This is a genomic window from Rhodopseudomonas sp. BR0M22, from assembly GCF_010907035.1.
In the GTDB taxonomy this organism is placed as follows: Bacteria; Pseudomonadota; Alphaproteobacteria; order Rhizobiales; family Xanthobacteraceae; genus Rhodopseudomonas.
Genome location: NZ_QUMK01000044.1, coordinates 20150 through 47052, shown reverse-complemented (window position 1 = coordinate 47052; position 26903 = coordinate 20150). Strand labels below are relative to the sequence as shown.

At 65.0% G+C, this 26903-nt stretch carries 27 protein-coding genes and 1 tRNA gene; 20 read left to right on the top strand and 8 right to left on the bottom strand.

What is annotated here, in order from left to right; translation table 11 throughout:
• Window positions 1-369, top strand: a 369-nt coding sequence (locus tag DY468_RS15255; protein WP_164605646.1) for a sensor histidine kinase, incomplete at its 5' end; no start/stop codon positions are given.
• A 229-nt stretch (window positions 370-598) separates the two neighbouring features.
• Window positions 599-2362: a sensor domain-containing diguanylate cyclase gene (locus tag DY468_RS15250; protein ID WP_164605645.1), complete on the top strand. Its 1764-nt coding sequence runs from the start codon at window positions 599-601 to the stop codon at window positions 2360-2362.
• A 40-nt stretch (window positions 2363-2402) separates the two neighbouring features.
• On the opposite strand, the gene DY468_RS15245 is transcribed toward DY468_RS15250, so the two are convergent.
• Both DY468_RS15245 and DY468_RS15240 read right to left on the bottom strand, forming a co-directional pair.
• Window positions 2403-3251, bottom strand: coding sequence for an SDR family NAD(P)-dependent oxidoreductase (locus tag DY468_RS15245; protein ID WP_164605644.1), 849 nt, complete (start codon window positions 3249-3251; stop codon window positions 2403-2405).
• A gap of 109 nt (window positions 3252-3360) precedes the next feature.
• Window positions 3361-4476: a beta-ketoacyl-ACP synthase III gene (locus tag DY468_RS15240; protein ID WP_164605643.1), complete on the bottom strand. Its 1116-nt coding sequence runs from the start codon at window positions 4474-4476 to the stop codon at window positions 3361-3363.
• A 295-nt stretch (window positions 4477-4771) separates the two neighbouring features.
• On the opposite strand from DY468_RS15240, the gene DY468_RS15235 reads away from it, so the two are divergent.
• Both DY468_RS15235 and DY468_RS15230 read left to right on the top strand, forming a co-directional pair.
• Complete coding sequence (locus DY468_RS15235; RefSeq protein WP_164605642.1) at window positions 4772-5113, top strand: cupin domain-containing protein; 342 nt, start codon at window positions 4772-4774, stop codon at window positions 5111-5113.
• A gap of 209 nt (window positions 5114-5322) precedes the next feature.
• Window positions 5323-5886: a type 1 glutamine amidotransferase domain-containing protein gene (locus tag DY468_RS15230; RefSeq protein ID WP_164605641.1), complete on the top strand. Its 564-nt coding sequence runs from the start codon at window positions 5323-5325 to the stop codon at window positions 5884-5886.
• A gap of 169 nt (window positions 5887-6055) precedes the next feature.
• Here the strand turns inward: DY468_RS15230 and DY468_RS15225 are convergent, their stop codons facing one another.
• Window positions 6056-6427, bottom strand: a complete 372-nt coding sequence (locus DY468_RS15225; protein WP_164605640.1) for a hypothetical protein — start codon at window positions 6425-6427, stop codon at window positions 6056-6058.
• 223 nt (window positions 6428-6650) lie between these two features.
• On the opposite strand from DY468_RS15225, the gene DY468_RS15220 reads away from it, so the two are divergent.
• On the top strand, window positions 6651-7469 hold the full coding sequence (locus tag DY468_RS15220) for a lytic murein transglycosylase (RefSeq protein WP_164605639.1): 819 nt from the start codon (window positions 6651-6653) through the stop codon (window positions 7467-7469).
• A gap of 30 nt (window positions 7470-7499) precedes the next feature.
• Here DY468_RS15220 and DY468_RS15215 read toward each other — a convergent pair whose 3' ends face one another.
• The gene (locus DY468_RS15215) at window positions 7500-8213 is read right to left on the bottom strand and encodes a flagellar hook capping FlgD N-terminal domain-containing protein (protein ID WP_164605638.1); all 714 of its coding nucleotides are present in this window, start codon (window positions 8211-8213) and stop codon (window positions 7500-7502) included.
• 12 nt (window positions 8214-8225) lie between these two features.
• Window positions 8226-9812, bottom strand: a complete 1587-nt coding sequence (locus DY468_RS15210; RefSeq protein ID WP_164605653.1) for a flagellar hook-length control protein FliK — start codon at window positions 9810-9812, stop codon at window positions 8226-8228.
• 312 nt (window positions 9813-10124) lie between these two features.
• Between DY468_RS15210 and mnmA the strand changes: the two genes are divergently transcribed.
• The 5 genes from mnmA (at window position 10125) to DY468_RS24795 (ending at window position 12929) form a co-directional block, all read left to right on the top strand.
• Window positions 10125-11318 carry a tRNA 2-thiouridine(34) synthase MnmA gene (gene mnmA / locus DY468_RS15205; RefSeq protein ID WP_164605637.1) on the top strand — a complete coding sequence of 398 codons (1194 nt, stop codon included), beginning with the start codon at window positions 10125-10127 and terminating at the stop codon, window positions 11316-11318.
• 19 nt (window positions 11319-11337) lie between these two features.
• A complete protein-coding gene (locus tag DY468_RS15200; RefSeq protein WP_164605636.1) occupies window positions 11338-11976 on the top strand; it encodes a class I SAM-dependent methyltransferase in 639 nt (212 codons plus the stop codon).
• A gap of 45 nt (window positions 11977-12021) precedes the next feature.
• On the top strand, window positions 12022-12360 hold the full coding sequence (locus DY468_RS15195) for a hypothetical protein (RefSeq protein ID WP_164605635.1): 339 nt from the start codon (window positions 12022-12024) through the stop codon (window positions 12358-12360).
• A 116-nt stretch (window positions 12361-12476) separates the two neighbouring features.
• Window positions 12477-12553: transfer RNA gene (locus tag DY468_RS15190), tRNA-Met, on the top strand.
• Window positions 12554-12791: 238 nt separating this feature from the next.
• Entirely contained in the window at window positions 12792-12929 is a 138-nt protein-coding gene (locus DY468_RS24795; RefSeq protein ID WP_246700991.1) for a siderophore-interacting protein, read from the top strand.
• A 68-nt stretch (window positions 12930-12997) separates the two neighbouring features.
• Here DY468_RS24795 and DY468_RS15180 read toward each other — a convergent pair whose 3' ends face one another.
• A complete protein-coding gene (locus tag DY468_RS15180; protein ID WP_164605634.1) occupies window positions 12998-14470 on the bottom strand; it encodes a hypothetical protein in 1473 nt (490 codons plus the stop codon).
• A 547-nt stretch (window positions 14471-15017) separates the two neighbouring features.
• Here DY468_RS15180 and DY468_RS15175 point away from each other — a divergent pair.
• The 10 genes from DY468_RS15175 (at window position 15018) to DY468_RS15130 (ending at window position 24867) form a co-directional block, all read left to right on the top strand.
• Entirely contained in the window at window positions 15018-15674 is a 657-nt protein-coding gene (locus tag DY468_RS15175) for an RNA polymerase sigma factor (protein ID WP_164605652.1), read from the top strand.
• Between the two features lie 141 nt (window positions 15675-15815).
• Window positions 15816-16631 carry a flagellin gene (locus DY468_RS15170; RefSeq protein WP_164605633.1) on the top strand — a complete coding sequence of 272 codons (816 nt, stop codon included), beginning with the start codon at window positions 15816-15818 and terminating at the stop codon, window positions 16629-16631.
• Window positions 16632-16698: 67 nt separating this feature from the next.
• On the top strand, window positions 16699-18393 hold the full coding sequence (fliD, locus tag DY468_RS15165) for a flagellar filament capping protein FliD (protein ID WP_164605632.1): 1695 nt from the start codon (window positions 16699-16701) through the stop codon (window positions 18391-18393).
• A gap of 2 nt (window positions 18394-18395) precedes the next feature.
• On the top strand, window positions 18396-18800 hold the full coding sequence (locus tag DY468_RS15160; protein WP_164605631.1) for a flagellar export chaperone FliS: 405 nt from the start codon (window positions 18396-18398) through the stop codon (window positions 18798-18800).
• A gap of 127 nt (window positions 18801-18927) precedes the next feature.
• Window positions 18928-19215, top strand: coding sequence for a hypothetical protein (locus tag DY468_RS15155; protein WP_246700990.1), 288 nt, complete (start codon window positions 18928-18930; stop codon window positions 19213-19215).
• A gap of 246 nt (window positions 19216-19461) precedes the next feature.
• Window positions 19462-20130 carry a flagellar hook assembly protein FlgD gene (locus DY468_RS15150; RefSeq protein ID WP_164605629.1) on the top strand — a complete coding sequence of 223 codons (669 nt, stop codon included), beginning with the start codon at window positions 19462-19464 and terminating at the stop codon, window positions 20128-20130.
• Between the two features lie 18 nt (window positions 20131-20148).
• On the top strand, window positions 20149-21417 hold the full coding sequence (flgE, locus tag DY468_RS15145; protein ID WP_164605628.1) for a flagellar hook protein FlgE: 1269 nt from the start codon (window positions 20149-20151) through the stop codon (window positions 21415-21417).
• 286 nt (window positions 21418-21703) lie between these two features.
• Window positions 21704-22159, top strand: coding sequence for a flagellar protein FlgN (locus DY468_RS15140; protein WP_164605651.1), 456 nt, complete (start codon window positions 21704-21706; stop codon window positions 22157-22159).
• A gap of 21 nt (window positions 22160-22180) precedes the next feature.
• Window positions 22181-23944, top strand: a complete 1764-nt coding sequence (flgK, locus tag DY468_RS15135) for a flagellar hook-associated protein FlgK (RefSeq protein ID WP_164605627.1) — start codon at window positions 22181-22183, stop codon at window positions 23942-23944.
• 11 nt (window positions 23945-23955) lie between these two features.
• Window positions 23956-24867: a flagellin gene (locus tag DY468_RS15130; protein ID WP_164605626.1), complete on the top strand. Its 912-nt coding sequence runs from the start codon at window positions 23956-23958 to the stop codon at window positions 24865-24867.
• A 223-nt stretch (window positions 24868-25090) separates the two neighbouring features.
• Here DY468_RS15130 and DY468_RS15125 read toward each other — a convergent pair whose 3' ends face one another.
• Window positions 25091-26194 carry an ATP-binding protein gene (locus tag DY468_RS15125; RefSeq protein WP_164605625.1) on the bottom strand — a complete coding sequence of 368 codons (1104 nt, stop codon included), beginning with the start codon at window positions 26192-26194 and terminating at the stop codon, window positions 25091-25093.
• Window positions 26191-26877: a response regulator gene (locus tag DY468_RS15120; protein ID WP_164605624.1), complete on the bottom strand. Its 687-nt coding sequence runs from the start codon at window positions 26875-26877 to the stop codon at window positions 26191-26193. Before DY468_RS15120 ends, DY468_RS15125 begins: the two co-directional genes overlap by 4 nt.
• Window positions 26878-26903: the final 26 nt, after the last annotated feature.

Here is a 26903-nt window from a genome sequence, read left to right as displayed (position 1 = left end):
GCCTCGGGGTCTATGGAGGCCGGGGCCAGCGAGGTGCGCTTCACGGTCGACATGCCGCCGGTGCAGTTCGATCTCACCAAGCTGACGCCGCTGTCGTTGATCGCCGTCGAGATCGTCACCAACGCGCTGAAGCACGCGTTTCCCGATGGCCGCGGCACCATCGCGCTGCGGCTGGTGCAGGACGGCGACCGCATCGTCTTCACCATCGCGGACGACGGCAAGGGCATGACGCCGGCCGAAGCCCCCGGCGCTGGTCACAGCCTCGGCCTCAAGATCATCCACAACCTTGCCGCGCAGATCGGCGGCCGCATCACCTATGAGGTCGGCCCAGGCACCACCGCCCGGATCGAGTTCGACCACGCGGGGTAGAGCCGAACCGCCGCGCCGGTGCCGTTCGTTCGCGCACCGGCGGCGAGGGCGCATCCGGTGGAGATGTCTGGCGGACCCGGCGTCGATCGATGATCGATACGATCGGCACCACAGCGTGAACCATTAGTGAAGCCTTCAGATCTGACTTGTATGTGGTTCAGTCGGCGCAGCCGCGTTCGGCGGTCGCTCGGAACGGCGGCTTGTTTCGGCGGAGATCACACCAAGCCCGATGCGCTTTCTCTGGAATCAGATTGCCACCAGCCTCAAGACGCGGTTTCTGGTCGTCACCGTCTGTGTGTTCGGGCTGGTCGCCGTGCCGGCCTATGTGGCGTTCGAATTTCTGACCCGTAAGACCGTGGTGGCGCTCGGCACGTTGTTCGCCGAGAAGCAGGTGCTGTTCGACCGCTACCGCGGCCTCGAGGCGCTGATCCGGGAGGTCTCGCTGGCCGAGACGGTGGCCCGGTCGCCGGCGGTGCGCGAATGGGCTCGCGACGAGGCCGATCCCGACAAGGCCAAACGCGGGCTGGCCGAACTCGAGCACTACCGGCTGTCGTTTCACGACAAGAGCTATTTCTTCGTCGTCGACCAGTCCGGTAATTACTACTTCAACGACGCCAAAAACGACTATTCCGGAAACCAGCTTCGCTATCAGGTCAAGCACGACAATCCGCGCGACGGCTGGTATTTCAAGACGATCGCGGCCGGACAGCCGTGCCAGCTCAACGTCGACCGCGACGACAACCTCGCCGTCACCAAGGTCTGGATCAACTGCGTCATCAGCGAGCAGGGCAAGACTCTCGGCGTGATCGGCACCGGCGTCGACCTCACCGAATTCATCCGCGAAGTGGTGGCGCTGCCGCAGACCGGCGTCACCAGCATGTTCGTCGATCATTCCGGCGCCATCCAGGCGCATCGCGATCCGCGGATGGTCGATTTCCACAGTCTCACCAAGGACACCAAGACCAAGAAGACGATCTTCCAGCAGGTCGACAGTCCCGCCGACGCCGCCGAACTCGACGCCATGATGCGCCGCGTCTCCGCCGGCCCGGCAGCGGTGGAGTCGCGTTTCATGAAGCTCGGGGGGCGCGAGTTCCTGGTCGGCGTCGGCTATCTCGATCAGCTCGGCTGGTTCAACGTGACGCTGATGGACATCGACGCCATCATCGATCGCCGCTTGTTCACTCCGATCGCTTTGTTGCTGATCGTGATGATGACGGCGACGGTCGCGCTCGTCACCATTCTGTTCCGCCGGGTCGTGCTCGATCGGCTCGCCACCGTCGAGGCGGCGGCGCGGCGGGTCGAAAACGGCGACTTCGACCATATCGTCGTCGACCAGGGCAGCGACGAGATCGGCCGGCTGTCGCGCACCTTGTCGGGCATGGCGCACGCCGTGCGCGACCACACCCGCGTGCTCGAGGATCTGGTCGACGAGCGGACCGAGAAGCTGCGGCGGCTCGCCAATATCGATCTCTTGACCGAGATCCCCAACCGTCGCGGTTTCACCCAGGTGTTCGAGCTGTGGCTGGCGCAGTCGCCGTCGGCGCCGCGATCGGGCGGGCTGCTGCTGATCGATCTCGACAACTTCAAGGACGTCAATGACGTGTTCGGCCATCTGGCCGGCGATCGCCTGCTGTGCGAAACCGCGCGGCGGCTCGCGCCGCTGCTCACCGAGCGGGACACCTGTGCGCGCTGGGGCGGCGACGAGTTTGTCGTGCTGGTCGAGGATCGCGATGCGGACGGCCTGCGGGCGCTGTGCGCGCGCATGGTCGACGCGATGAATGCCGCGCCGATCCGCTCCGACGAAGGACAGGACATCGCGCTGACGGTTTCGATCGGCGCCTGCCGGGTGATCTCGGGCAGCTCGATCGACGCCGCCTTTGCGGAGGCCGATGCGGCGCTCTACGCCGCCAAGCGCGCCGGCCGCAACCGCTTCGTGCTGTTCGATGCTGGCGCCGGGGCGGCGGTTGGCGCGGTGGCGACGGCGCAGGCTTGAGCCGGCATGCGCTTCAGGACGATGTGGGCGCCGCGGCTTGTTACTTGCCCTCGACGAACGCCTTGAAGGCATCCGCCCAGGCCGGGTGCCAGCGCGACAGGGCTGGCCTGTTCTCGATGATATCGCCGGCCGCCCAGGCGATGCGGCGTTCGTCGAGGCTGCGGGGCACGTCGTTGTCCGGGCACAGGATGTAGAAGTCGCGCGCTGCGAGCCGCTCCAGCATGAAGTCGACGGTCTGTTCGGCGGTCCACGCGCCTGCCGGCTTCTCGGTGCGGCCGCGCGCGGTCAGCGCCGTGAAGACGAAGCCGGGGATCAAGAGATGCGCGGTCACCGCACAGCCTGCGGTGTTGCGCAGCTCGTGCGCCAGCGCCTCGGTATAGGCCTTCACGCCGGCCTTGGAGACGTTGTAGGCCGGGTTGCCCGGCGGCGTGGTGATGCCCTGCTTGGAGCCGGTGTTGATGATCAGCCCCGCCCGGCCGCGGGCGATGATCGCGGGCGCGAAGATCTGCGAGCCGTGGATCACGCCCCACAGATTGACATTGAGGATACGCTGGTAGGCGGCACGCGGGCCGAGCGCGGTGCTCGGCGGCTCGATGCCGGCGTTGTTCATCAGCACGTCGACGCCGCCGAACCGCGCCGTCACCGCGGCGCGCAGCGCTTCGAGCTGGTCGGGGTCGGAAACATCGGTTTCCTTGGACAGCACGTCATCGGAGCTGCCGGCAACCTGCGCCAGCAGCTCGGCGGCGCGGGCGAGATGATCGGCGTTCAGATCCGCGATCGCCACCTTCATGCCGGCCTGCAGGAACCGCTTGGCAGCGGCGAAGCCGATCCCCGAAGCGCCGCCGGTGACGACGGCGACCTGGTCGCGAGCGATGGCGGGATGCGACATGGTGGTCTCCTCGAGGCGAATGGCGATGCCCGGGAGATAGGCGCAACGGCGGCGGACGCAAGCCGAGGGGCGCGCCTCCCGATGACGGGGAGACGGCGACGTGAGACTATTACCGCTTCTGCACGAACACAGTGCCGGCCGAGTAGCCGGCGCCGAACGAACAGATCAGGCCGAGGTCGCCTTGCGCCATGTCGTCCTGGTGCTTGTGGAAGGCGATGATCGAGCCAGCCGACGAGGTGTTGGCGTAGTCGTCGAGGATGATGACGTTTTCGTCCCGCGTCGGATCGCGGCCCAGCACCTTGCGGCCGATGATCTCGTTCATGTTGATGTTGGCCTGGTGCAGCCACATCCGCTTCAGGCCGTGCGGATCGATGCCGATCTCGCGGGCGTGCTCGATGATCATCTCCGAGACCAGCGGCACCACTTCCTTGAACACCTTGCGGCCCTGCTGCACGAACAGCTTGTCGACGTTGTCGCGGCCTTCCGGCCAGGCGCGGTTGAGGAAGCCGGCGTTGTTGCGGATGTTGTTGGAGAACTGCGTCTTCAGCTTGGTGCCGAGGATCGACCACCCGCCTTCTGCATCGTCGGCGCGCTCGACGATCGCCGCGGTGGCGACGTCGCCGAAGATGAAGTGACTGTCGCGGTCGCGGAAATTGAGATGGCCGGAGCAGATCTCCGGATTGACCATCAGCACCGCATCGACCGAGCCGCCGCCGACGAAATCCGCCGCGGTCTTCAGCCCGAAGGTCGCCGACGAGCAGGCGACGTTCATGTCGAACGCGAAGCCGCCAAGGCCCAGCGCGTTCTGTACCTCGATCGCCATCGCCGGATAGGCGCGCTGCATGTTGGAGCAGGCGCACAGCACCGCGCCGATCCGCTCGCGCGGCTTGCCCCAGCGTTCGATCGCCTGCTCGGCCGCGGTCACCGCCATCTCGGCGAGGATCGACAATTCGTCGTTGGAGCGCTCCGGAATGATCGGCCGCATCACCTCCGGATCGATGATCCCCGGCTTGGCCACCACGTAGCGCGACTTGATACCCGAGGCCTTCTCGATGAATTCCGAGGACGACGGCGCCAGCGGCTCGATCTCGCCGGCCTCGATCCGCGCCTTATTGGCCGCGTTGAAGTTCGCCACATAGGTGTTGAACGCCTCCACCAGCTCGGCATTGGAGACGCTGTCGGGCGGGGTGTAGAGGCCGGTCGCGGCAATGACGGCAGGGCGCACGGAAAGCTCCAGGCTCAGAGGCTGAGTGAGAGGACCGCCGGCCAAGCGATCCGCCGCGCCCTGCCGGTATCCGACGCCGTTTCATCCGCGTCGGCTTTGACGTCGGACAAAAGGCGGAACTCGGTCGCATCGTCCGTTGGTCGGGAGCGGCGGCCGGCGGGCGGGGCGCGCGGGCATCTCGGCCAGCGCAGGCAAAAGCGGTATGAAACGCCGCGCAGCGAAACACAAGCGCGAACGCAAGACGGATAGCGGCCGGCGCCGATCGGCGGCAAATTCCGTGCTGAGGATTGAAACGATGGACGCACCGCACGGAAATTTGCTGCATCTGCTGCCACCCGCCGGCCCCGACGAAGTCCTGGAAACCCTGCTGGCCCGCGGCGGCATCCGCATCGAGCGCATCGTCTCGTTCGGGCAGTCGAGCCCGGATGGATTTTGGTACGATCAGACAGAGGACGAGTTCGTCGTGCTGCTGGCCGGCTCCGCCGTGCTGCGGTTCGAAGACGGCGACCGGACCGTCGATCTCACCCCCGGGACCTGGATCGATATCCCCGCCCACTGCCGCCACCGCGTCGAAGCCACCGCGACCGACCAGCCGACGGTGTGGCTGACGGTGTTCTGGCCGGCGGCGGGGAAGTAACTCACATGCCCGATGATGCTCGGCGCTTGCATCGCCGATAGCGAGCTATCAACCCAATCGTGGGCATCGATCGCTTGATGGGGCGCCGGTTGACTCCGGCGGGGCCGACCTTCGTGGGGTGTTTCCTGTCGTGTGTTGTTCCCCGCGGAACGATCGCTCTTGCCTGCGATTACTCAGCGGGGCGTTCAAGACCAGCATGGAGAGCAATCATGGCAGGCCAAATCGATGGCAAGCGCGTCGCTATTCTCGCCACCAACGGATTCGAACAGTCGGAACTCGAAGTGCCGCGCGATCGGCTGAAGGCGGCCGGCGCGCAGGTCGATATCGTGTCGCCGGAACAGGGCGAGATCAAAGGCTGGAGCGGCAAGGATTGGGGCCGGCCGGTGAAAGTCGACAAGCAGCTCGGCTCGGTGAAGGCCGATGACTACGATGCGATCGTGCTGCCGGGCGGCCAGATCAACCCCGATCTGCTGCGTGTCGACCAAAACGCGCTGAAGCTGATCAAGGCGTTCTACCAGGCCGGCAAGCCGGTGGCTGCGGTGTGTCACGCGCCGTGGCTACTGATCGAAACCGGCATCGCCAAGGGCAGGCGGATGACCTCGTATCATTCGATCAAGCAGGACGTGATCAATGCCGGCGCCAAGTGGGAAGACAGCCAAGTGGTCACCGACAACGGCGTCATCACCTCGCGCAACCCGGGCGACCTCGAGGCATTCTCCGCCAAGATCATCGAGGAGATCCGCGAGGGGAAGCATCAGCGCCGCGCGGCCTGAGCAGCCGCCGTTTCGCCACGGTGATCCGCGACAGTTCCGATCGCCAAACAAACAACCGCGCCGGTGAACCACCGGCGCGGTTGTGATGCGAGAGGAGCCGGGATGGCGCGGACTGTGCGGATCGGAGCGGGTGGGGAGGCGCGGTGCGGGAATGCGCCGCGCGCCAGGATCAGCGCAGGTGGTCGCGCCGCACCGAGCGGGCACCGTGGTCGGCGCGCACCGGGATCGCCTTGGCGCCCGGGATCAGCTCGATCGGCAGCTCCAGCTTGCGTCCGCCCTTGCCGCCGCCGCGCAGATCGGTGCCCATCGCCATGATCGCTGAGCCCATCGCCGCCGACCCGAAGGTCACGACGAAGCCGAACAGCAGCAGGCCAAGTGCAGTACCGGGCGAGTCGTCGGCGAAGATCAGGTCGCGCAGATGGCCGGGATTGAGATACAGCAGTCCGCCGAGCAGCAGTGCCGCGATCATCACGCCGATCGCCAGGTTGATCGCCAGCAGGCGAAACAGCGGGTGGCCTTTGAGGATGCCTCGGCGCGGCATGGCGTTGATCCCTTCATTGGCAAGGTCCCGTGGGCGTGGTGCCAGGGGCCGGATGCGGGGGCGATGAATGGTCTAGATATGGCGCTGTTGGTCCCGCCTCGCAACCGCAAGCATGAAATGTTAGATTCGCGCGATTGTCATAGCAATACGCATCAATACGCATTCCGTGCCGGTTCTCCGTCCGTCCTGCTCCCCGTTCTGTTTGTTTGGAGATGAAATTCAGATGTTGAAGCTGCGTCTTGCCCTCGTCACCTGCGCCCTCGGCGGCGCGTTACTCGCTACCGCGCCGGCGGAAGCCGCCCGCTGCGGCGGCGACTTCAACAGCTTTGTCGCCAGCTTCTCCGCCGAGGCGGCGCAGTCCGGCATTTCTCAGGGTGTGATCTCGCAGGCGCTCGGCGGCGTCACCGAGGATGCTGCCGTGCTGGCATTCGATCGCCGCCAGCGCGGCACCTTCAACAAGAGCTTCGAGCAGTACGTCTCCACCCGGGTCGGCGCCGGCCGCATCAAGGCCGGCCGCGCAATGCTGATGCGCAATGCCTCGCTGCTGTCGCGGATCGAGCGCCAGTTCGGCGTGCCGCCGCAGATCCTGGTGGCGATCTGGGGGCTGGAGACCGATTACGGCAAGGGCGATATGGGCAAGCTGCCGGTATTCCGGGTGCTGGCGACGCTGGCGCATGATTGCCGCCGCACCGATCTGTTCCAGGGCGAACTGATGGCCGCGCTGCAGATCGTGCAGCGTGGCGACCTGACCCTGCGCGACATGGTCGGCGCCTATGCGGGCGAGATCGGTCAGACCCAGTTCCTGCCGTCTTCCTATATCAAGTACGGCGTCGACTACGACGGCAACGGCCACGTCGACTTGCGCCACAGCGTGCCGGATGTGCTGGCTTCGACCGCCAATCTGCTCAAGACCGCAGGTTGGAAGGCCGGCGGTTCCTACGAAGAGGGGTCGGCGAATTTCGAGGCGATGCGCGAGTGGAACAGAGCGCTGGTGTATCGCAAGACGATCGCTTACTTCGCCGACAAGCTGATCGAGCAGTGAACGCCAGCCTGGCCCGGGCGCGCCGCCTCGTTACATCGAGGTGGCGCTGGCGTTCGCCCGGACCAGCTTGTTGATTTGATCGAGCGTGAAGGTCTGGCTGCCGATCGACAGTTTCGGCGGGGTCTGGCTGAGGTCGACCGCGTCGATCGTCCCCTGAATTTGAGTGGAGACGGTCGCCGTCTTGCCGGAGGCGTCGGTGGCGACGATCGACAGCTTGTAGTTGCCGTCCGGCCATTGGGTGCCGTCGTTGCCGCGGCCGTCCCACGCGAATGCCTGATCGTTGCCGGCATTGATCGTGAACTTTCCGGAGTAGACGGTCTGGCCGGTATCGCTCTCGATCGCGACCTGCGCGCTGACCGGCTTGTCGGTCGACAGCGACCAGGTCGCCTTGCTTTTCACCAGCTGCGTCTTGCTGCCGTCGACGATGGCGTTGGCGCCGACCAGGTTCATCGCCTGTGTGGCCTGCGCGGTGGTTTGCAGTTGAACCAGCGAACTCAGCGACTCGTTGGACTTGAGTTGCTGTTCGATGCCGGCGAATTGGACCAATTGCTGGGTGAACTGATTGGTGTCCAGCGGGTCCATCGGGTTCTGGTTCTTCAGCTGCGTCGTCAGCAGCGTCAGAAAGGTCTGGAAATTGTCGGCGATTCCAGGTGTCGAACTGGTCTTCGATTTCGCGCTGTCGGCCGAATAGTTCGGGTTTGGGGCCGAGTACGGCGTAGTCGCGGTTGAGTAATCGACGGACATGCGCGTTGCTCCTCAGATCCGAATATCGACGCCGCCGCTCGCACCGAGCATGCGGCCGTAGCCTCGTCCCACGCTCGCCGCGGGCGGAGCGTCATCCTGGCTGATCACCAGCCGCTGCGATTGCCGGCCGTTGTCTTGATGCTGGCCCTGCTGGCCCGACGACGACTGGTCGCGCAGACTGAACTGCAACCCGCCATTGCCGGTCTTCAGACCGGCGTCATCGAGGGCGCGCTGCAACTGGGGCTGATCCTGCCGCAGCATCTGCAGTGTCTCCGGCTTCTCGACCGTCAGATGCGACGTCACCTGGCCGTGCCGGTCGACGTCGATCCGCACGTCGATGCGGCCGAGCTCGGCCGGATCGAGGCGGATATCGAACCGGGTTGCGCCGCCCTTCGCCCGGGTCGCGATTTCGACCGCGAGACCGTCGAGCGGCACCGGCGCATTGGCGGCCTTGGTTGCGGTGAGCTGCGACGCGGCTACGGCGTTGATGCCGCCAGTCGCTGTCGCCTGCAGATGTTGAGGCACAGCGATCGGCGTTTGCGACAGCATGGAGCTCGCATCGGCCTGCGGCTGCGGCATCGTCGCGTCCGGCTTCTGGTGAGAGGCACCGGCCTTCGACGAGGCATCATCGCCGGCCGAGGCGAGCGCGTGGGCGAGCTTCGCTTCGCCAGCCGGATGCCCGTCGGACGTCGTCTGGCCGGGTTGCGGTGGCAGCGGTGTGCCTGTGGCGGCGTTTCCGCTCGTCGCCTGAGCCGCGGCCTCTGGCGTAGCGGTCGCGGCGGCCTTGGTCTCCTTACCGTCTGTCTTCGCGGTGCCGTCGGTTTTCGCTGTGGCGTCGGTCTTTGCGGTGGTCTTGCCGCCGCTGGCCTGCGCGGCAAGAGCTGCGAGCTTGGGATCGGCCGCCAAGCCGGTCTGGGCCGTCTCGGTTGCGGCAGTCTGATCGGTGGTGGCGGTTTGGCCGGCGGCCGCGCCGGTCTCGGCGGCGGCCTTGGCCTTCAACGCTGCCGCCGAGGCGATCGCCAGCGGCGTGCCGGTCGACGCGCCAGCAGCATCCGGCTCGGCAGTCGGAGCGGCGGCTGTCGTGTCGGTCTTGGCCGTGATCAGCGCCACGGCTTCGGCCGTAATCGCTGCCGCTGGTGTCGCGCTCGCATCCTTGCCGGCCTGATCGCCGTCCTTCTTATCCGCGTCGGGCGTGGTATCGGCGGATTTGCCGTCCTTGGAAGATTTGCTCTCGGCCGCTTTGTCGGTCTTGCTGTCCTTGGCCGGACTCGGCTTGTCGGTTCCGCCGGTGTCACCGGTCTTGGCATCGGGCTTGGTGGAGACCTGATCGGACGGTGCAGCGTCGTCGGTGCAGCGGGAGTTGTCGCGGCTGCGCGGGCGGTCCGCCGCTTCGCTGCGGGAGCTTCGATCGTCCGCCGCATTGCTCGAGGGCCGAGGATCCGCCTTCGCCGGCGCGGAGCTGGCCCTGTCATAAGCAGCGGTATTGCTGTCCACGAGCGCGGCAAAATTATCCGTCTGCGACGACCGTTCCGGTCGCGCCGATATCCGGGGCGACGGGGCGGGCGTGTTGGCTGCGACGTCTGGCGATACGTTGACCACGGGCGATCTCTCACTCTTCACTCCGGAACTCATTCAGCAAGGACCGGGCCAAACAAAAATGTAAGTAAATTCATGGACATAGATTCTATCAGGAGCGGTGAGACCCCGCCCTGGCCGCGCGTTTTTTGCCTCTGCGGCAGAATTTGCCGCGAGCACGGCCCGCAAAACCGGTCGGCTGTGATTGCGCCGTCGGAATGCGGCCTATATTAAAAGCAGGCCTCACCGAGGTTTGCGGAATTGGCACGGCCGCTTCTGGACAATGCGGAAGGATGACCGCGCGGCATACGCCGGTCGCAGCTCATGACTGAACCAATGCTCAACAGTCTGGATCTTGAAGGCCGTCCGCAGGACACCCGCGTCGTGGTCGCGATGTCCGGTGGCGTGGATTCCTCGACGACCGCTGCGCTGCTCAAGGCGCAGGGCTACGACGTCGTCGGCATCACGTTGCAGCTCTACGATCATGGCGCGGCGATCCATCGCAAGGGCGCCTGCTGTGCCGGCCAGGACATCCACGACGCCCGCGCGGTCGCCGAGCGGATCGGGATTCCGCATTACGTGCTCGACTATGAAAGCCGGTTTCGCGAGTCGGTGATCGACAGCTTTGCCGACAGCTATGCCTCCGGCGAGACGCCGGTGCCGTGCATCGAGTGCAACCGCTCGGTCAAATTCCGCGACCTGCTCGCCACCGCCCGCGAGCTCGGCGCCTCGGCGCTGGCGACCGGCCACTACGTGTCGTCGCGGCGGCTGCCGGATGGTTCGCGCACGCTGGTGTGCGCCGCCGACGCCGACCGCGACCAGAGCTATTTCCTGTTCGCCACCACGCGCGAGCAGCTTGATTTCCTGCGCTTCCCGCTCGGCGACATGACCAAGCCGCAGACCCGCGAGCTGGCGCGGCAGTTCGGCCTGTCGGTGGCCGACAAGCACGACAGCCAGGACATCTGCTTCGTGCCGACCGGACGTTACACAGACGTGGTCGAGCGGCTGAAGCCGAACGCGATGGAGCCGGGCGACATCGTCGATGTCGAAGGCCGTGTGCTCGGCCAGCATCCCGGCATCGTGCATTTCACCGTCGGCCAGCGCCGTGGTCTCGGCATCGCGTCGCGCGCGCCGCTGTACGTGCTGCGGCTCGACGCGGCGCGGCGGCAGGTCGTGGTCGGCCCGCGCGAAGCGTTGCTGATGGACCGTATCGTGCTGCGCGACATCAACTGGATCGGCGACGGCGCGCTCGACGACGTGATCGGCGACGGCCTGGAGTTGTTCGTCCGGGTGCGCTCGACGCGAGCGCCGCAGCCGGCCTGGCTGCGCGCGGCGAACGGCGGCTACGAGGTCGAACTCGTGGTCGGAGAGGAGGGCGTGTCGCCGGGGCAGGCCTGCGTGTTCTACGACGCGGCCGAGGGCCAGGCCCGTGTGCTCGGCGGCGGCTTCATCAAGAGCGCCGCGCCGCGCCGGTTCGCAGGCGGGCGCGAGCAAATCGAGGCGCCGGCGCTGGCCGCCGTGCGCGGCTAAAGGACTTTCGGGGCAGAGTATGGCTAACGATATCGATCGCGCGGGCGTGGCGAAAGCCTACGCGCGCTGGGCGCCGATTTACGATCTGGTTTTCGGCAAAGTGTTCGACAGCGGCCGGCAATCGACCATCGCGGTGGCCGATGCGATCGGCGGGCGAGTGCTCGATGTCGGCGTCGGCACCGGACTGTCGCTGTCGGATTATTCGAAGACCACGCGGCTGTGCGGCGTGGATATTTCCGAGCCGATGCTGCGCAAGGCGCACGAGCGCGTCCGCACGCTGAACCTCAGCAATGTCGACGTGCTGGCTGTGATGGACGCCAAGAACCTGGCGTTCCCGGAAAACCACTTCGATGCGGTCGTGGCTCAATACGTGATCACCGCGGTGCCGGACCCGGAAGCGACGCTCGACGATTTCGTCCGCGTGCTGAAGCCGGGCGGCGAGCTGATCCTGGTCAACCACATCGGCGCCGAGAGCGGGCCGCGCAAGCTGTTCGAGCTGGCGTTTTCGCCGATCGCGCGGCGGCTCGGCTGGCGACCGGAGTTCCCATGGGCACGGCTGGTGAACTGGGCGGCGCGTCACGGCGGCGTGGAATTGGCCGAGCGCCGACCGATGCCGCCGATGGGCCATTTCTCGCTGATCCGCTATCGCAAACTGTGACCGCTCGCCGCCGGAACGCGGCGCCGCCCGGCACGTTGTCCGGGCATGACATCGAGACTGACCATCGCGATCGGCTGTTTGGTTCTGGCGATTGCACCCGCTGCGGCGCAGGTGCCGCCAAGACCGTCGGTCGGCGCACCGCCGGCCGCAACCGCATGCACCCCGCATCCGGGAACCGCCAATCCGCCGGGCACCACCGCTCCTGGCGCGACCACCGGGCAGACACAGCCGCTCGGCGAGAAGCTGGCGAAAACCGACGGCGTGCTGTGCCCGCCGAGCGGCATCGACCCGGAGATGCGCGCACCGGCGCCGGACGTCGGCACCATGCGGGTGATTCCACCGCCCGGCACGCCGGGGGGCGATCCGACGGTGCGCCCCAAATAGTCGGATGCCGTAGTTTTCCCGCCCGGCCCGGCATTGCTTGACACGGCAAGCCGCGCCTCCTTATATGCCGCGCGTTCGCATCGCCTTCGTTCGCAAGGCCGACGACGAACCACCGTGGCGGGGTAGCTCAGCTGGTTAGAGCACGGGAATCATAATCCTGGGGTCGGGGGTTCAAGTCCCTCTCCCGCTACCAAATCAAAATCAACGACTTAGATGACGGTAACGGCGGCCTGAAACGGGCCGCTTTTTCGTTTGCACCACGCTCCGCACCACGGAATCCGCACCGAGTCTACCGGCCTACTCGTCGCGCTTGAGACGGCGCCGGCCCCACGGCTTGTCCTCGCGCAGCGGACGAGGCGGCTCCGGATGATGCCGGCGCAGCATCTGGGTCACGCCGATCCGCGCGAACATCATCGGTCCGTCGTGGTCGGCTGCCTGAAGCAGGGCGTGCAGGGCCGGCGGCGAGGCAGATCGACGTCGATCTCGTCATGCACGCGCACGGCGTCGCTTCGCGCTGCGCTGCGGGCGCGAAGCCGGGCGACCCGGCAGGAGGCGTCCGGCCCGGCTGACCGTGGTCCAGCAACTCCTCCCAGCTGCGCTGAGCCTCCCCGCGCATGCCGCTTCGGCTCAGGCTCGGCTACGTGCCTGAGGATCGGTGGATCGTCGCATGGTGCGGGCGGCGGATGAATGGGCCCAGTCCGTGCTGGCTCCACCTTGCCTGGGCGCTCATCGCTGCGCTGACGATATTGGTGACCGGGCTGGGCGCTGCGATGTCGAGCGAACCGGCGGCGTCTGCCAGCGCCGCACGTCGGCCGAGCCGGACGAAGGTGTCCGGGGGGAAGTGTCCGTCCGCCGCCGCCGGCACCACCCAGCCATCATCGTAGTTTGCCATCAACTGCCTCATCTCGGCTGTCTCCTCGCACAGCACCAGTTCGAGTTGCGCGAACCCTCCACAATCAGCGGCGAATGCCGATGCGATCGCTTGAAACGCGGTGCTGACTTTGCCTGGCGCTGCATCGCGATGCCCGGTGATCACCACCATGACGGGATGCCTCTGTGGATTCCTGCCCTTGATGATCAACGCCGGCTCCGGCGCATGTGGCCGGCCGAACCGGCGGGCGATGCGCGGATAGCTCCCTGAGCAGAGGGCGGTGTCGATGTCGAACACCGGTGGAGGCACCCGGAAGGTGGCACTACGAATCGTCGAATCTGCCTCGCAATAGCTTCCGGGCAGCCATGACGTCTCCAGCGGCTGCTGCGCGGTGGTCAGGATCCAGGCCTGATCGAACACGAAGCTCTCAGGCAGATCGGGAAAGTCGAAGCTCAGTCGTTGCCAGACCCGGAGCAGTGCGCGGGTGGCCTCGGTGGGACGGAACGCCATCACGCGAGGATCGGCAACGCCGTCCTTGCGGCGATGAAACGCGACGTCGAAATTCAGCGCCTGCAACAGCACCGGATGTTGCTTCACCGCGACGTCGGGAGCGATCCAGAGTAGAGGCCGCGTCGTCCGGTCGAGTTGCTCCATGATGAAGGCGATCTTCGATGCGACGTAGCCGACCGGAGTTTGCGGAAGCTCCTGGACGATCGGCTTCAGCCCGAACAGGTCGGCCTCAGCCTGCAGGCGCAACAGTGCTTCGCCGGACTGTGTCCCGTGCAGGTAGCAGGTCGTGACCACGATGCCGTCGGGTCGATAGATTCCGGTCGGCGCAGCGGGCGGCCTGCGTCCACCCCACCACAGCTGGTGAGGTGCATCGGCGCCATCGACGCCGATCGTGCCATGCGCCTCGAGTCGCGTCTTGACCGGATCGAACGCTGAACTCGCGCTGCATGGAATTGCGATGGTCGCGGCATCGTCCAAAGCGTCGACCAGCGCCTCTGCGCGTAGCGCGTTGATCGGCTCGAGCAAAATCACGAGCGCATCGGCGGGTACAGGTCCCGCTCCGCAATATATTACCGACTTGCTGCGGCGTTCGCTTAGCTGTCTCAGCCGGTGGCGCTGTGCGACACCGAGTCGCGGTGTCTTGTCTTCGGAAGCAATCAGAAACTGATCGAAATGTATCATCGGCGTACCTGTCGGTCTGGACCGAATTTGTACGGCCGAGCGGACCATTCCGGGCGGTTCAATCGCTGGAAAAGTCCAAGATACTACGCGATCCGTACTACGTCAGGCCGAGTGTCGCCGATTATTTCAGTTCATTGCCACGTCTGCACTGAGTGCACTCAGTGCCACCCCGCTCGCGCCGAAACGCATAACTGGCCAAACTCATTAAGATTTGCTGTGCGCAGCTGCGATAGCGTCAAGTCATCGATTCGACGGAAGTCCTTGGCACAGCCAGAGTCAGTATTTTGCTTATCCATCTCTTGTGCGCACGAAGATTACTTGCTTCCGGCCGCCTGTGGCCGGATGTCTCGATGGCCGGTGCACGAGTGGGGCAGTATCCGATCCTTGCGCGACAATCCGCGGGCTCGAGTTGGGCCGCGCGTGCGGTCGCGTCACCTTGGCTCGGCAAAACTTGCCGCCCGCTGGGCAAATTATTCCATCTAAGTCTTTGGTCAATCGAGCAAATTTATCCGCCTGGTTTCTCCGGCCGCCGCGTATCAATCCACGAATCCGTGCACAGCTTCACACGCTCGGCACAATGGGTCGGGAGATAGGAATGGCCTATGCGCTCGATATCAGTACTCCGGTCGAGGCCGCGCCGTTGATGGCCGAGCCTGCGCTCGATGCGTCGATCGTGCCTGTGCGCCCGCGCGACGAAGACGATGAGTTGCTCGATCGACTTGCCCAAGACGACGAGGTCGCATTTCGTCGCCTGGTGGAGCGCCACATCGATCGCGCCTTCAGCGTCGCGCTGCGGATCCTCGGCAACCGCGACGATGCGGAAGACGTCGTGCAGGACACCATGCTGAAGGTCTGGACACGGCGCGGACAATGGGAGCATGGCCGCGCCAAGTTCTCCACCTGGCTGTATCGCGTCGTCACCAATCGCTGCATCGATCTGCATCGCCAGCCGCGCACCGACAATGTCGATGCGGTGCCAGAACCGGCCGACACTCAACCCGACGCGGTGTCGGCGATCCAGCGCGACGAAGTCACGATCCTGCTTGAGCGTGCGATGCAGCAACTTCCCGAGCAGCAGCGCATTGCGGTGATCCTTTCCTACCACGAGAACATGAGTAATCGCGAGATTGCCGACGTCATGGAGACGACGGTGTCGGCGGTGGAGTCGCTGCTCAAACGAGGCCGCCAGCAACTGCGCGATCTGCTGCGCCGGAACGAGCGCGACATCCGGCACATCTTCACCGATTGCTAACCATACCTGGTCGGCCCTCGACCTCGTCCGCCTGATCGGGAGGTGTCCGTCCGTTGTACGCAGCGGACGAGGGACGCCCCGCGTCCGGGAGTGTCCCAGACAGGCGGCAGGCGCCGCCGCATCATCCGAAGGAGCGAGCCAATGCCCGTCATCTCCACCAACACAGCCGCCAACACCGCGGTGCGTTTCCTCAACGTCAACTCCGCGCAGGAGTCGAGCTCGCTGGCCAAGCTGTCGAGCGGTTCGCGGATCAACAAGGCCTCGGACGACGCCGCGGGCCTGGCGATCTCGACCCGGATCTCCTCCGACATCACCACGCTGCAGCAGGCTGCCACCAACGCCTCGCAGGCGACCTCGATTCTTCAGACTGCCGACGGCGGCGCCTCCAACATCAGCGACATCCTGGCGCGCATGAAGTCGCTGGCGACGCAGGCGTCGTCCGGCAACGTCACCGACGACAGCCGTGGCTACATCCAGTCGGAGTTCTCGCAGCTGATCTCGCAGATCGACAGCATCGCCAGCGGCACCCGCTACAGCGGCACCAGCCTGCTCAACGGCGACTTCACCACCACCTCGATCATGGTCGGCACTTCCACCACCGACACCATCTCGGTATCGCTCAGCGACCTGACCTCCGCGACGCTCGGTGTGAATTCGCTCAGTGTCGCCACCCAGGCCGGGGCGACCACCGCGCTGACCGCTCTCGACACTGCGATCGATACGGTGTCATCGGCACGCGCCTCGATCGGCGCATTGGAATCGCGCTTCAACTTCTCGTCGGACTCGATTTCGACCCAGTCGGAAAACCTCGAAGCCGCCAACTCGGCGATCGCCGACGTCGACATCGCGTCGGAACAGGCGAAATTGGCCTCCGCCGAGGTCAAGGTCCAGGCGGCGGTCGCGGCGGAATCCGCGGCCAACCAGATGCCGCAGTATCTGCTCAAGTTGCTCGGCTGATCGCGTCGTCACGACGAAAAGCGGACCGCCCGGCGCGGTCCGCTCCACTTCCGCGGAGCCTTAGCGCATGACGTCCGTCAGCAGCAGCACCAGCAGTGCCTCTTCGATCGCCAACTCCGCCACCATCACCACCACCGGCACCAGCAATTCGACCAGCATCAACTGGGACACCCTGATCGAGGCCTCCGTCGCTTCCAAGACCGCGCGGGCGGACAGCATCGAAACCAAGATCACTGCCAACGAGGCCAAGGTCTCCGCCTATGAGGAGGCACAGGGTCTATTGGAGACACTGGCCACAAACACCAAGAGTCTTGCCAGTTCGATCGTCAATTCGATGTCCGGCAGCGCCTTTGCCGCACGCGCCGCCACCATCAGCGCGACCGGTGACGTTTCCGCCAGTTCGGTGCTGTCGATGTCGATCGACGATGGTGCGGTGACGGGCGACCACACGCTGACTGTCACTCAGGTCGCAACCGCCCACAAGGTGCTCGGCACCAGCGTTGCCGACAAGACAGACGCGCTCGGCTACAGCGGCGTATTCTCGATCGGCGTGGAGGGCGGAGACAGCGTCGATATCAGCGTCACCGAGGGCATGTCGCTGGCCAGTCTCGCCAGTGCGATCAACGCGCAGAGCTCGACGACCAACGTCCAGGCTTCGGTGATCCAGGTGTCGAGCACGAGCTACGAATTGCTTCTGTCCGCCTCGGTCGACAATGCCGCGATCCAGACTAGTTCCGTTTCCGGCACCGACATCATGACAGCGCTGGGGGTTACCGACGAATCCGGTTCGTTCGCCAACGAGGTGCAGCAGCCGCAGCCGGCGATCATCGTCCTCGACGGAATCACGATCAGTCGCGACACCAACGATATCGATGACGTGCTGGACGGCGTCACCTTCAACCTGCTCCAAGCCAGCCCGAGCGGATCGACCATCAGTTTCGACATCGAGCCGGACGCCGACACCATCGTTGCGGCCGTGGAGCAGCTCGTCACCGACTACAACGCGGTGCGCGAATTCATCATAGGCCAGCAGGCGACCAGCAGCGACGGGACCGCCAGCGACGACGCGGTGCTGTTCGGCGACAGCACGCTGCGCGATCTGATGACGCAGATCTCGGCGGCGCTGAACACCACGATCGGCGGCTTGTCGCTGGCTGATCTCGGCCTGGCGTTCGACAGCAGCAACGAGCTGACCCTGGACAGTTCGACATTGACCTCGACGCTGTCGAGCGACCTCGACGGCGTGATCGCGCTTCTGAGCACGCAATTGACGCCGTCTTCCAGCAGCCTGAGCGTGGTCAACACCAGCGTGTCACCGCCGTCCTCGTTCACCCTGGATGTCGAGGTCGATAGCAGCGGCGCCCTGAGCTCGGTGTCCGTCAACGGCGACAGCAGCCTGTTCACCATCAGCGGCAATTCGATCATCGGCGCTGCCGGGACCGACTACGCCGGAATCGCGTTCACGTTCCGGGGGACCGGCTCGGAGTCCATCACCGTGACGGCCTCCATCGGCGTCGCCGCGATGCTGACCTCGATCGCTCAGAACGCGTCCGACAGCACATCGGGTAGCCTGCAGACGTTGATCAACGACCTTCAATCGCAGAACGACACGCTGCAGCAACGCGCGGACACCATCAACTCGGCGGCGGCCACTTTCGAAGAGAACCTTCGGCTCCGTTACGCCAAATACCAGGCGGCGATCGAATCCGCGAACTCGACGCTGGATTACCTCAAAGCCCTTCTCAACTCCAGCAACGACTGACCATGGCTTATCCGAACACCCATCTCGCCAGCCAGCTGTACCAACGTGCTGCGGTGACGGTGCCCCCGCTGCAGGCCGTGATCATGCTGATCGACGGGGCGATCCTGTCGTTGCGCCGGTCCGTGATCGCTTCTGAACAGAAGCGCTTCGAGGAGGGACACGCCCATCTGATGCGGTCGGTCACCATCCTGCGCGGGCTGAGTCACCACCTCGACCTGAGCCGCGGCTCGGCGGTGACGGAGCGGCTGTTCACTACCTATCACGCCCTGATTATGGCCTGCTTGACGTCCTACGGCAGGCCCGACGCCAAGACGCGCTACGACCGGATCGTCGCCAGCCTCACCGAGCTTCGCGATGCGTGGCGGGAGGTGGCGGCCGGGGCGGAGAGGGGGCTGCCGCGGCGATGACGCCGCCATCGGCCAAACTTTTTTCGCGATCCGCCTTGCTTAAGAGTCCGTCAATGGCGACATGCTAGATCTCTGCAAACTGTTGACCTGAACTGGTCACAAGCCCTCCCAGAATGGGATGCAGATGATGGATGCCGCAGATTTCCAGAATCTGCTCGATCGACTTGGCGATGACCTGTCGCGCTGGCCTGAAGAGGTGCGCCGCGATGCCGAATTGCTGCTGCGCAATTCGGAACCTGCCCGCGCCGCGCTGGCGGATGCACAGCGGTTGCGCCGGCTGATGAGCTCTCCACCCGTGACGGCACCCGACGGTCTGGTCGACCGGATCATGGCGCGTGTGCGCCGCGACCCTACCGATCCCGCAGCGCCGGCGGCCGCATCGCCGCCGCGTGACGACGATCGCGATCCGAGCTGATCGGCTTCGGCGACCCCGCTCTAACCACACCGTGATCAGGTCGAAGCCGTGGCGCCGTGATGCGCCGCGCGCATCGGCGCGTGCGTTACGCCGGTCGCCGCCGCGGGGTTTTTCTTCGCGGCCGCTAACCAGAAAAGCCGCCTGAAAACGCGCGCCCGACCGTTTCAATTTCGAACGGGTTCACCATCCACGACATCAACTGATTGCCGATCCGGCACAACGTGCCGGTGCGCGCCGGAGCTTGCCATGAGCGTCGCTGCCACCACGTCGTCCGCCTACGCGGCCACGAGCGCCACCACGACCTTGTCGTCGACCGCTTCATCGACGCTGACGTCGAGTGACTTTCTTACCCTGCTCGTGACCGAGCTGCAGAACCAGAATCCGCTGGAGCCGACCGATACCAACGACTTCATCTCGCAGCTCACGTCCTACGCCAATTTCGAGCAGCAGCAGACGCTGAACAGCAACCTCAGCTCGTTGACGACATCGTTCAACAGTCTCCTGACACTGAACTCATCGAACTACATCGGCCAGACGGTCACCGCCAAGGCGGACTCTGCGACCCTGGAGAACGGGGAGATCAACTTCGGCTACTCGCTGAATTCGGCGGCGTCGAACGTTAAGCTCGAAATTTCGGACTCTTCCGGCAACGTTGTTTGGTCCGGCAGCGGCACCACCACGGCCGGCAACAACAGCTTCACCTGGGACGGTACCACGACGTCCGGCACCCAGCTCGCCGATGGCGGCACATACTCGCTCGCGGTCACGGCCACCGATTCCTCCGGCAACTCGGTCTACGGCTACACCACCGTCACCGGAACGGTCACAGGGGTCGACAGCTCCTCGGGCACTGCAATGCTGAAGATCGGCGACACCTCGCTCGCCGTCTCCAGCGTTGTCGGCGTCACCTCGTAATCAGTTCGGAGTTTCGAGATGAGTTTGACCGGAGCCTTATCGTCGGCGATTTCGGCGCTCAACGCGCAGAGCCAGTCGCTGGCGATGATCAGCGACAACATCGCTAATTCTCAGACCGTTGGCTACAAGACGACCTCTGCGTCGTTCAGTCAGCTGGTCACCGCCGCGTCTGGCGCGAGCACCTACTCCTCGGGCGGCGTGACGGTGCTGTCGAAGTCCAATATCACGACGCAGGGTCTGCTCACCGCCACCACCAGCTCGACCGATATCGGCATTTCGGGTAACGGCTTCTTTCCCGTGACAACGGCGGTCGCCGGCGGGACCACGCTGTACACCCGCAGCGGCTCCTTCACGCTCGACAGTAGCGGCCATCTTGTCAACGCTTCCGGGGCCTATCTGCTCGGCTGGCGCACCGACGCCGATGGCAACGTGGTCGGTGGTGCCAGCGCCGATACGCTGGTGCCGATCGACACCAGTGTCGCGGCGACCAGCGGTAGTGCCACCACGACAACGTCCGTCGCCGCCAACCTTCCTGCCGACGCCGCAGTCAACGACACCTTCACCACATCAATGTCGCTGTACGACTCGCTCGGCACCGCGAATTCGATGCAGATCACCTGGACCAAGACCGCCGAGAACAGTTGGACCGCGACCTTCGCCAATCCGACACTGGCGTCGGACAGTTCGACTGCAACTGGAACGTCGTCGGGCTCGATCGCCATCACCTTCAACAGCGGCGGTTCGCTGGCGAGCACCAACCCGAGTCCGGCGACGGTCAGCGTGACAGGCTGGACCAACGGGGCGGCCGACAGCGTCATCACCATGGATCTCGGTACTGCCAACGGCACCGACGGTCTGACCCAATATTCGTCCGGCGCCACCACGCCTGCCGTCGATCTGACCAGCATCGAATCCGACGGGATGGCCTACGGCAAGCTGTCGAGCATCGCCATCGGCGACGATGGTGCGGTCAGCGCAACCTACTCGAACGGCAAGACCACGACGATCTACAAGGTGCCGGTCGCGACCTTTGCGGCGGCCGACCAGCTCGAGGCCAAGGACAACGGCATGTACGCCGCGACCCTGGCGTCGGGAACCGCGGTGGTGCAGCTCTCCGGCACCAACGGCGCCGGCAGCATCGAAGGCGGCGTTCTCGAAGCGTCGACGGCCGACACCAATACCGAGTTCAGCAACATGATTTCCGCGCAGCAGGCGTATTCCGCGGCGTCGCAGGTGATCTCGGCGGTCAACGAGATGTTCTCCACGCTGATCTCGGCGATGAGGTAACGCATGTTCGCCCGGGACGACGACGACCAACTGTTGCGACGGCTGCGCCGCGCTACGGCCGCTGCGATGGCGATGACACGGTCCGATGACCGGCGCCGTCTAATCATCCTGGAGAGCGAGGTCGGCGCGCTTCGGGCAGCCGCCGTCGCGCGCCGCGACCGGGTGCTGGTCGAGCTCAATGGCGCTCGCACACGGTCCGGGGCCGCGACGGCTTATGCGCGCTGCGCCGCACTGGCGCAGCGTCACGTCGCACAACCAACAAACGCCAACACAGCGAGGACGTGACATGACGCCGGATCGAGTGCGGCATATGAGCGACGCAGAGAGCGCGCAACGGATCGAAGAGCTGATCGAGTTGATCGACGCGCTGATCGATGTGATCGCCGCCGAAAACACGGCTCTGGCCATCGGCCTGCCGGCGTCGCAGTCGCGTCAAACCGAGGTGAAGACCCGGCTCGCCGAGTACTTCGAGCTGTGGGTCGGCGAGGTGTCGGCGCGTCGCGTCAGACTTCCGGCGAACAATGCCGAGCTGCAGGCGAAGTTCACAGCGCGGATCGAATGCTTGCGACGATCGATGGATGAGAACCTGATCCGGCTGCGGGCGGCGATCGAAGCCAGCCAGCGCAGGATCGAAACGGTGATGTCCGCTATTCGTGAGCAGATGGCCGGTGCGTCGCCCTACAGCGCCGCTGGGCGAATCGTCCAGCGCAGCACCTCCAGCGGCACCAACATCCGGGCCTGACGCCCAGACGGCGAGGTCGACGTGTCGCTGAACATTGCCAGAAGTATCGCACTCAGCAGCCTGATGACGACGCAGGTGCAGATCAGCGTCACCTCGTCGAACATCTCCAATGCCTCGACCACGGGGTATACGGTCAAGACCGCGAACCAAGCGGCCACCGTCACCGGCGGCGTCGGTACCGGGACCACGATCACCGGCATCTCCAGCAATGTCGACAAGCTGCTCTTGAAGTCGCTGGTCCAGGCGACTTCGCAGCTTGGCTCGGCGACCACGACCAACAGCTACCTCGACCAATTGCAGGCGTTGTACGGCACCAGCAGTGACAGCTCCAACACGTCGCTCGCCGACACGTTGACGACGCTGGAGCAGGCATTGTCGTCGCTGAGCAACGATCCGAGCAGTTCGTCGCTGAAGGCCAATGTCATCAGCTCTCTCGACACGCTCGCCACCCAGCTCCGCGATACGTCAAGCGGCATCCAGGATCTGCGCAGCGATGCCGACCAATCGATTGACGCTGGGATCGACGACGTCAACGAACAGTTGAACTTGATCGCCAATCTCAACTCCCAGATCAAATTGGCGGCCGCTTCGGGGCAGGCCACCGGCGATCTCGAGGACCAGCGTAATACTGCGGCTCAGCAGATCGCCAACCAGATGAACGTCAGTTACTTCATCACGTCGGGCGGCGACATGCAGATCTACACCGGGTCGGGCCAGGCACTGCTCGACAGCGCGGTGCACGAGTTGTCGTACACGCCGGCATCGACGGTGACTTCGTCCACCACCTATAGCGCATCGTCGGCGGGCGGCTTCTCCGGCATCACCGTCGATGGCGTCGATGTCACCGGACAGATCTCGTCCGGATCGATCGGCGCGCTGATCGCGCTGCGCGACACGACGCTTCCGGCGGCTCAGGCGCAGCTCGACCAGCTGGCCACCGAGCTGGCCGACAGCATCAACGCGGCATCGAATCTCGGCACCGCGCTGCCGCCGAAATCGACTCTGACCGGAACCACCGCCGTCACGTCATCGACGGCGCTGAACGGCACCGGGACCGTGCGTATTGCTGTGGCCGATCAGAGTGGATCCCTCGTCAGCTACAGCGACCTCGACCTCTCCGGCTATGCGACGGTCGGCGATCTGGTCGGCGCGATCAACGGCATCTCGGGCCTCTCGGCGTCGATCGATTCCTCCGGGCACGTCGTGATTGCGGCCTCGAGCGCGAGTAACGGCATCGCGATCGCCAACATGACCGGATCGATCGGTGACGACGGCGCCGGTCTGTCCGATTTCCTCGGATTGAACGATATCGTGACCGCCACCGGTGCCTCCGATTTCAAGGTCGCTGCCGGCCTTCTCGCCGATTCCTCCAAGCTGCCGACGTCGTCGCTGTCGTCGTCCGCGAGTCTGACAATCGGCGATACGGTCCTCAGCGCCGGCTCGTCGACTGTCACGGACGCGCTGTATTCGGCGCTCACCGGATCGACCAGCTTCGCGGCGGTGGGCGGGCTCGGAGCCAGCGACAGCTCGTTCGCCGATTACGCCGCGGAAATTATCGCCCACGTCGCCACCATCGCCAGCTCTGCGGAGGACGCCTACACTGCCAAGCAGACCACGCAGTCGACATTGTCGAGCGCGCTGTCGTCGCAGAGCGGCGTCAATGTCGACGAGGAGACTGCCAAGCTCAGCAATCTGCAGAATCAGTACGCGGCGGCCGCGCAACTGATCCAGGCGATCAACGAGATGTTCGAAGCGTTGCTCTCCGCCGTGCAGAGCGCTGGCTGACGGAGGCCGCCATGACCATGCGCGTCGCCACCTTCGCAGCCAGCCAGCAGATGATCGCTGCCGCTCTCAAGAGCCAGGCGACGATGACCACGATGCAGATGCAGGAGGCGTCCGGCGTCGTTTCCACCGATTTCGGTGGCTACGGCTCGGGGGCCAAGCAGATCGTCAACCTGCAGGTCTCGGTCGCCCGTGCCCAGACCTACATCGACACCGCGACCCAGGCCGGCAGCAAGATCGAGGTGATGTATGCGTCGGTGAATTCGATCGCCGACCTGCTGTCGAGCTTCCGCAGCACGTTGACCGCGGCGAGCAACGCCGCCAGCACGGATTCATCCAGCGTGATCCAGTCCGCGCAGGACGCGCTCAATCAAATGGCCGCTCTACTGAACAGCAAATACGGCGCGCAGTATCTGTTCGGCGGCGCCCGCACCGATACCGCGCCGGTCGACGTGTCCAGCGCGACCTACCCGGCCGCGACCACACCGTCCAGCTCCGACACCTCGTACTATCAGGGCGACGACGAGCTGGCGTCGGCGCGGGTGTCGGACACTCAGACGGTGACCTACGGTGTCACCGCAGACGATCCGGCGTTCGAGCAGGCGATGCGGGCGATGAATCTGATCGCCAACGCTTCGTCGCTATCGTCGGACACGCTCGAGGAGGCGCTTGATCTTGTCACCAGCGCGACCGATGCGATCGGCACCGTGCAAAGCCGGATCTCCAATTCGGCGGCGTCGATCGAGCGCGCCAACACGGTCCAATCCGACTATCAATCGTTTGCACAGTCTTTGGCCACCGATCTGACCAGCGTGGACGTCGCGGCAGTGACGGCGGCGCTGGCGACCTATCAGGCACAACTCACGGCTTCCTATTCCGCTATTGCGACGGTGCAAAGCCTGACCCTGGCGAGTTACCTGAGGTAGACCTGCCGGCCCAATGCCGAAGCCGCGCGCGGCGGCGTCAGCGGCCTGGATGCTGCTTTCAGTGTCGCGATTCGTTGACTCCGGCTCGCCTTGGGCCCTATCCACGACGTCTGCTTAGGGGCCATAAGCCGACGTCATCGGTCCCCGAATGGGACAGGCTCGGCGTTTGGTGTGCGACTTTCGATTTACAGCTGCGACGGTTGGACGCGTAGTCACGCAGTCGTCAGACTCTCGGCGCGCAAGATGCAGCATTGGAGTCGGCTGGGGCGCCGACGATGGGAAAGACGATCTCGAATACAGAGCCGCCGTTTTCCGAGGTGCTGTATCGGGCGTGTCCGCCATGCGCCTCGGCGATCGCACGCACTACCGACAATCCGAGGCCCGAGCCGCCGAATTGCCGGGACCGGGAAGGCTCGGCGCGTGCGAAAGCATCGAAGGCTCGTGCTGCGAACTCGGCGCTCAAGCCGGGCCCCTCGTCTTCAACGGCGATGGCCACCTCGGACGTCTCCAGAGTCATCCGGATCTCGATCACGCCGGGCGTCGCGTAGCGACGCGCGTTTTCCAAAAGCGCGAGTAGGGCCTGTCGGATCCGCGGGCCGTCGCATGGCAGCGTCACCGGCTCGGTTGTCATCTGAACAGAAAAGCCGGCTCCTTCGAGAGCAGGGCGCATCGCCTCGACAGCCTGCTCCACCTCGCTGGCGAGATCCGTCGGCTCGACGCGCATGTCCAGGCGCTGACTGTCCGAGAGGGTCACGACCCTCAGATCGTCGACCAGACGTGACAGGTTCTCGACCTGAGCCAGCAAACTCCTGAACAGCTCATCGCTTGGTTCGAAGACGCCGTCGGTGAGCCCTTGCAGGCGACCACGCAGAATCGTCAGCGGCGTCCGCAGTTCATGAGCGATGGCTGCGTTCCACGACGCCATCGACTGCGCTACGTCCTGTAGACGCTGGGCCATCGCGTTGAAGTCATCGACGAGTTGGGCGGTTTCGCCGAGCGAGCGATCGCCCGGCACCGCCCGCGCGGTGAGGTCGCCGGCTGCGATCTTGCGGGCGCCTTCGGCGAGCGAATTGAGTGGTGCGAGGATGCGCCGCGTCAGCCGCAGTGCGGCGTGGATCGCGATGGCGAGGCCGAGCAGAAGGAAGATCGCGATCAGGATGAAGTCGGGCGCTTCCGGCAGCAACGGCGGCGGACCCGGCGGCGGTGGAAACCAGGTCATATAAATGCTGTAGAAGATGAACGTGCCGACGAACACCATCAGCACCGCGATGGCGGCGACGACGCTCATCGACAGTGTGATCTGCCCGCTGAGGCGATACCGTTTCATGCGGCCGTCAGTCGGTAGCCGACGCCTCGCACCACCGACATCATGCCGGTCGCGCCTGCATCGTCGAGCTTGCGTCGCAGATTGCTGACATGACTGTCGACCGTCCGCTCCAGCGCGTCGCCGCCCGGGAGGCAGGCGTCGATCAGTTCGTTGCGGCCGAAAGCCCGCGTCGGCGCCTTTGCCATATGAGCCAGCAGTCGGAATTCCGTCAGGGTCAATTGCAGCGGCATCGCGACCTCGTCGCCATGCACCTTCGCCAGGTGACTCTCGAGGTCGACTTCGAGCTTACCGATGCGAAGAATCGTTCGACTGGTCGCGTGACCCGACCGTCGCAGAACCGCCTTGGTGCGGGCAACGACCTCGAGCGGGTTGAACGGCTTGACCACGTAGTCGTCGGCGCCGAGACGCAATCCCTGCAGACGATCGAGATCCTGATCGAGCGCGGTGATCATGATGATCGGCGTCTCGCCCCGGCGACGCAACTCGGCGAGGACGTCCCAGCCATCCATCTTCGGCATCTTCACATCGAGCAGAACGAGATCCGGTTTCAGGATCGCGTGCTGATCGAGAGCAGTCTGTCCATCGGCCGCACTCACGGTGCGGAATCCTTCCCGCACCAGATACGCGTCGAGGATCTTGGTGATTTCCGGCTCGTCTTCAGCGATCAGGATGAGTTCGTTCATCGTTCATGTCCAACCGGAGTGCGCCG

Coding starts and splice junctions, on each gene's coding strand:
- DY468_RS15250 (WP_164605645.1), top strand. CDS start 599: ATGCGCTTTCTCTGGAATCAGATTGCCACCAGCCTCAAGACGCGGTTT.
- DY468_RS15245 (WP_164605644.1), bottom strand. CDS start 3,251: ATGTCGCATCCCGCCATCGCTCGCGACCAGGTCGCCGTCGTCACCGGC.
- DY468_RS15235 (WP_164605642.1), top strand. CDS start 4,772: ATGGACGCACCGCACGGAAATTTGCTGCATCTGCTGCCACCCGCCGGC.
- DY468_RS15230 (WP_164605641.1), top strand. CDS start 5,323: ATGGCAGGCCAAATCGATGGCAAGCGCGTCGCTATTCTCGCCACCAAC.
- DY468_RS15225 (WP_164605640.1), bottom strand. CDS start 6,427: ATGCCGCGCCGAGGCATCCTCAAAGGCCACCCGCTGTTTCGCCTGCTG.
- DY468_RS15220 (WP_164605639.1), top strand. CDS start 6,651: ATGTTGAAGCTGCGTCTTGCCCTCGTCACCTGCGCCCTCGGCGGCGCG.
- DY468_RS15215 (WP_164605638.1), bottom strand. CDS start 8,213: ATGTCCGTCGATTACTCAACCGCGACTACGCCGTACTCGGCCCCAAAC.
- mnmA (WP_164605637.1), top strand. CDS start 10,125: ATGCTCAACAGTCTGGATCTTGAAGGCCGTCCGCAGGACACCCGCGTC.
- DY468_RS15200 (WP_164605636.1), top strand. CDS start 11,338: ATGGCTAACGATATCGATCGCGCGGGCGTGGCGAAAGCCTACGCGCGC.
- DY468_RS15195 (WP_164605635.1), top strand. CDS start 12,022: ATGACATCGAGACTGACCATCGCGATCGGCTGTTTGGTTCTGGCGATT.
- DY468_RS15180 (WP_164605634.1), bottom strand. CDS start 14,470: ATGGTCCGCTCGGCCGTACAAATTCGGTCCAGACCGACAGGTACGCCG.
- DY468_RS15175 (WP_164605652.1), top strand. CDS start 15,018: ATGGCCTATGCGCTCGATATCAGTACTCCGGTCGAGGCCGCGCCGTTG.
- DY468_RS15170 (WP_164605633.1), top strand. CDS start 15,816: ATGCCCGTCATCTCCACCAACACAGCCGCCAACACCGCGGTGCGTTTC.
- fliD (WP_164605632.1), top strand. CDS start 16,699: ATGACGTCCGTCAGCAGCAGCACCAGCAGTGCCTCTTCGATCGCCAAC.
- DY468_RS15160 (WP_164605631.1), top strand. CDS start 18,396: ATGGCTTATCCGAACACCCATCTCGCCAGCCAGCTGTACCAACGTGCT.
- DY468_RS15155 (WP_246700990.1), top strand. CDS start 18,928: ATGGATGCCGCAGATTTCCAGAATCTGCTCGATCGACTTGGCGATGAC.
- DY468_RS15150 (WP_164605629.1), top strand. CDS start 19,462: ATGAGCGTCGCTGCCACCACGTCGTCCGCCTACGCGGCCACGAGCGCC.
- flgE (WP_164605628.1), top strand. CDS start 20,149: ATGAGTTTGACCGGAGCCTTATCGTCGGCGATTTCGGCGCTCAACGCG.
- DY468_RS15140 (WP_164605651.1), top strand. CDS start 21,704: ATGACGCCGGATCGAGTGCGGCATATGAGCGACGCAGAGAGCGCGCAA.
- DY468_RS15130 (WP_164605626.1), top strand. CDS start 23,956: ATGACCATGCGCGTCGCCACCTTCGCAGCCAGCCAGCAGATGATCGCT.
- DY468_RS15125 (WP_164605625.1), bottom strand. CDS start 26,194: ATGAAACGGTATCGCCTCAGCGGGCAGATCACACTGTCGATGAGCGTC.
- DY468_RS15120 (WP_164605624.1), bottom strand. CDS start 26,877: ATGAACGAACTCATCCTGATCGCTGAAGACGAGCCGGAAATCACCAAG.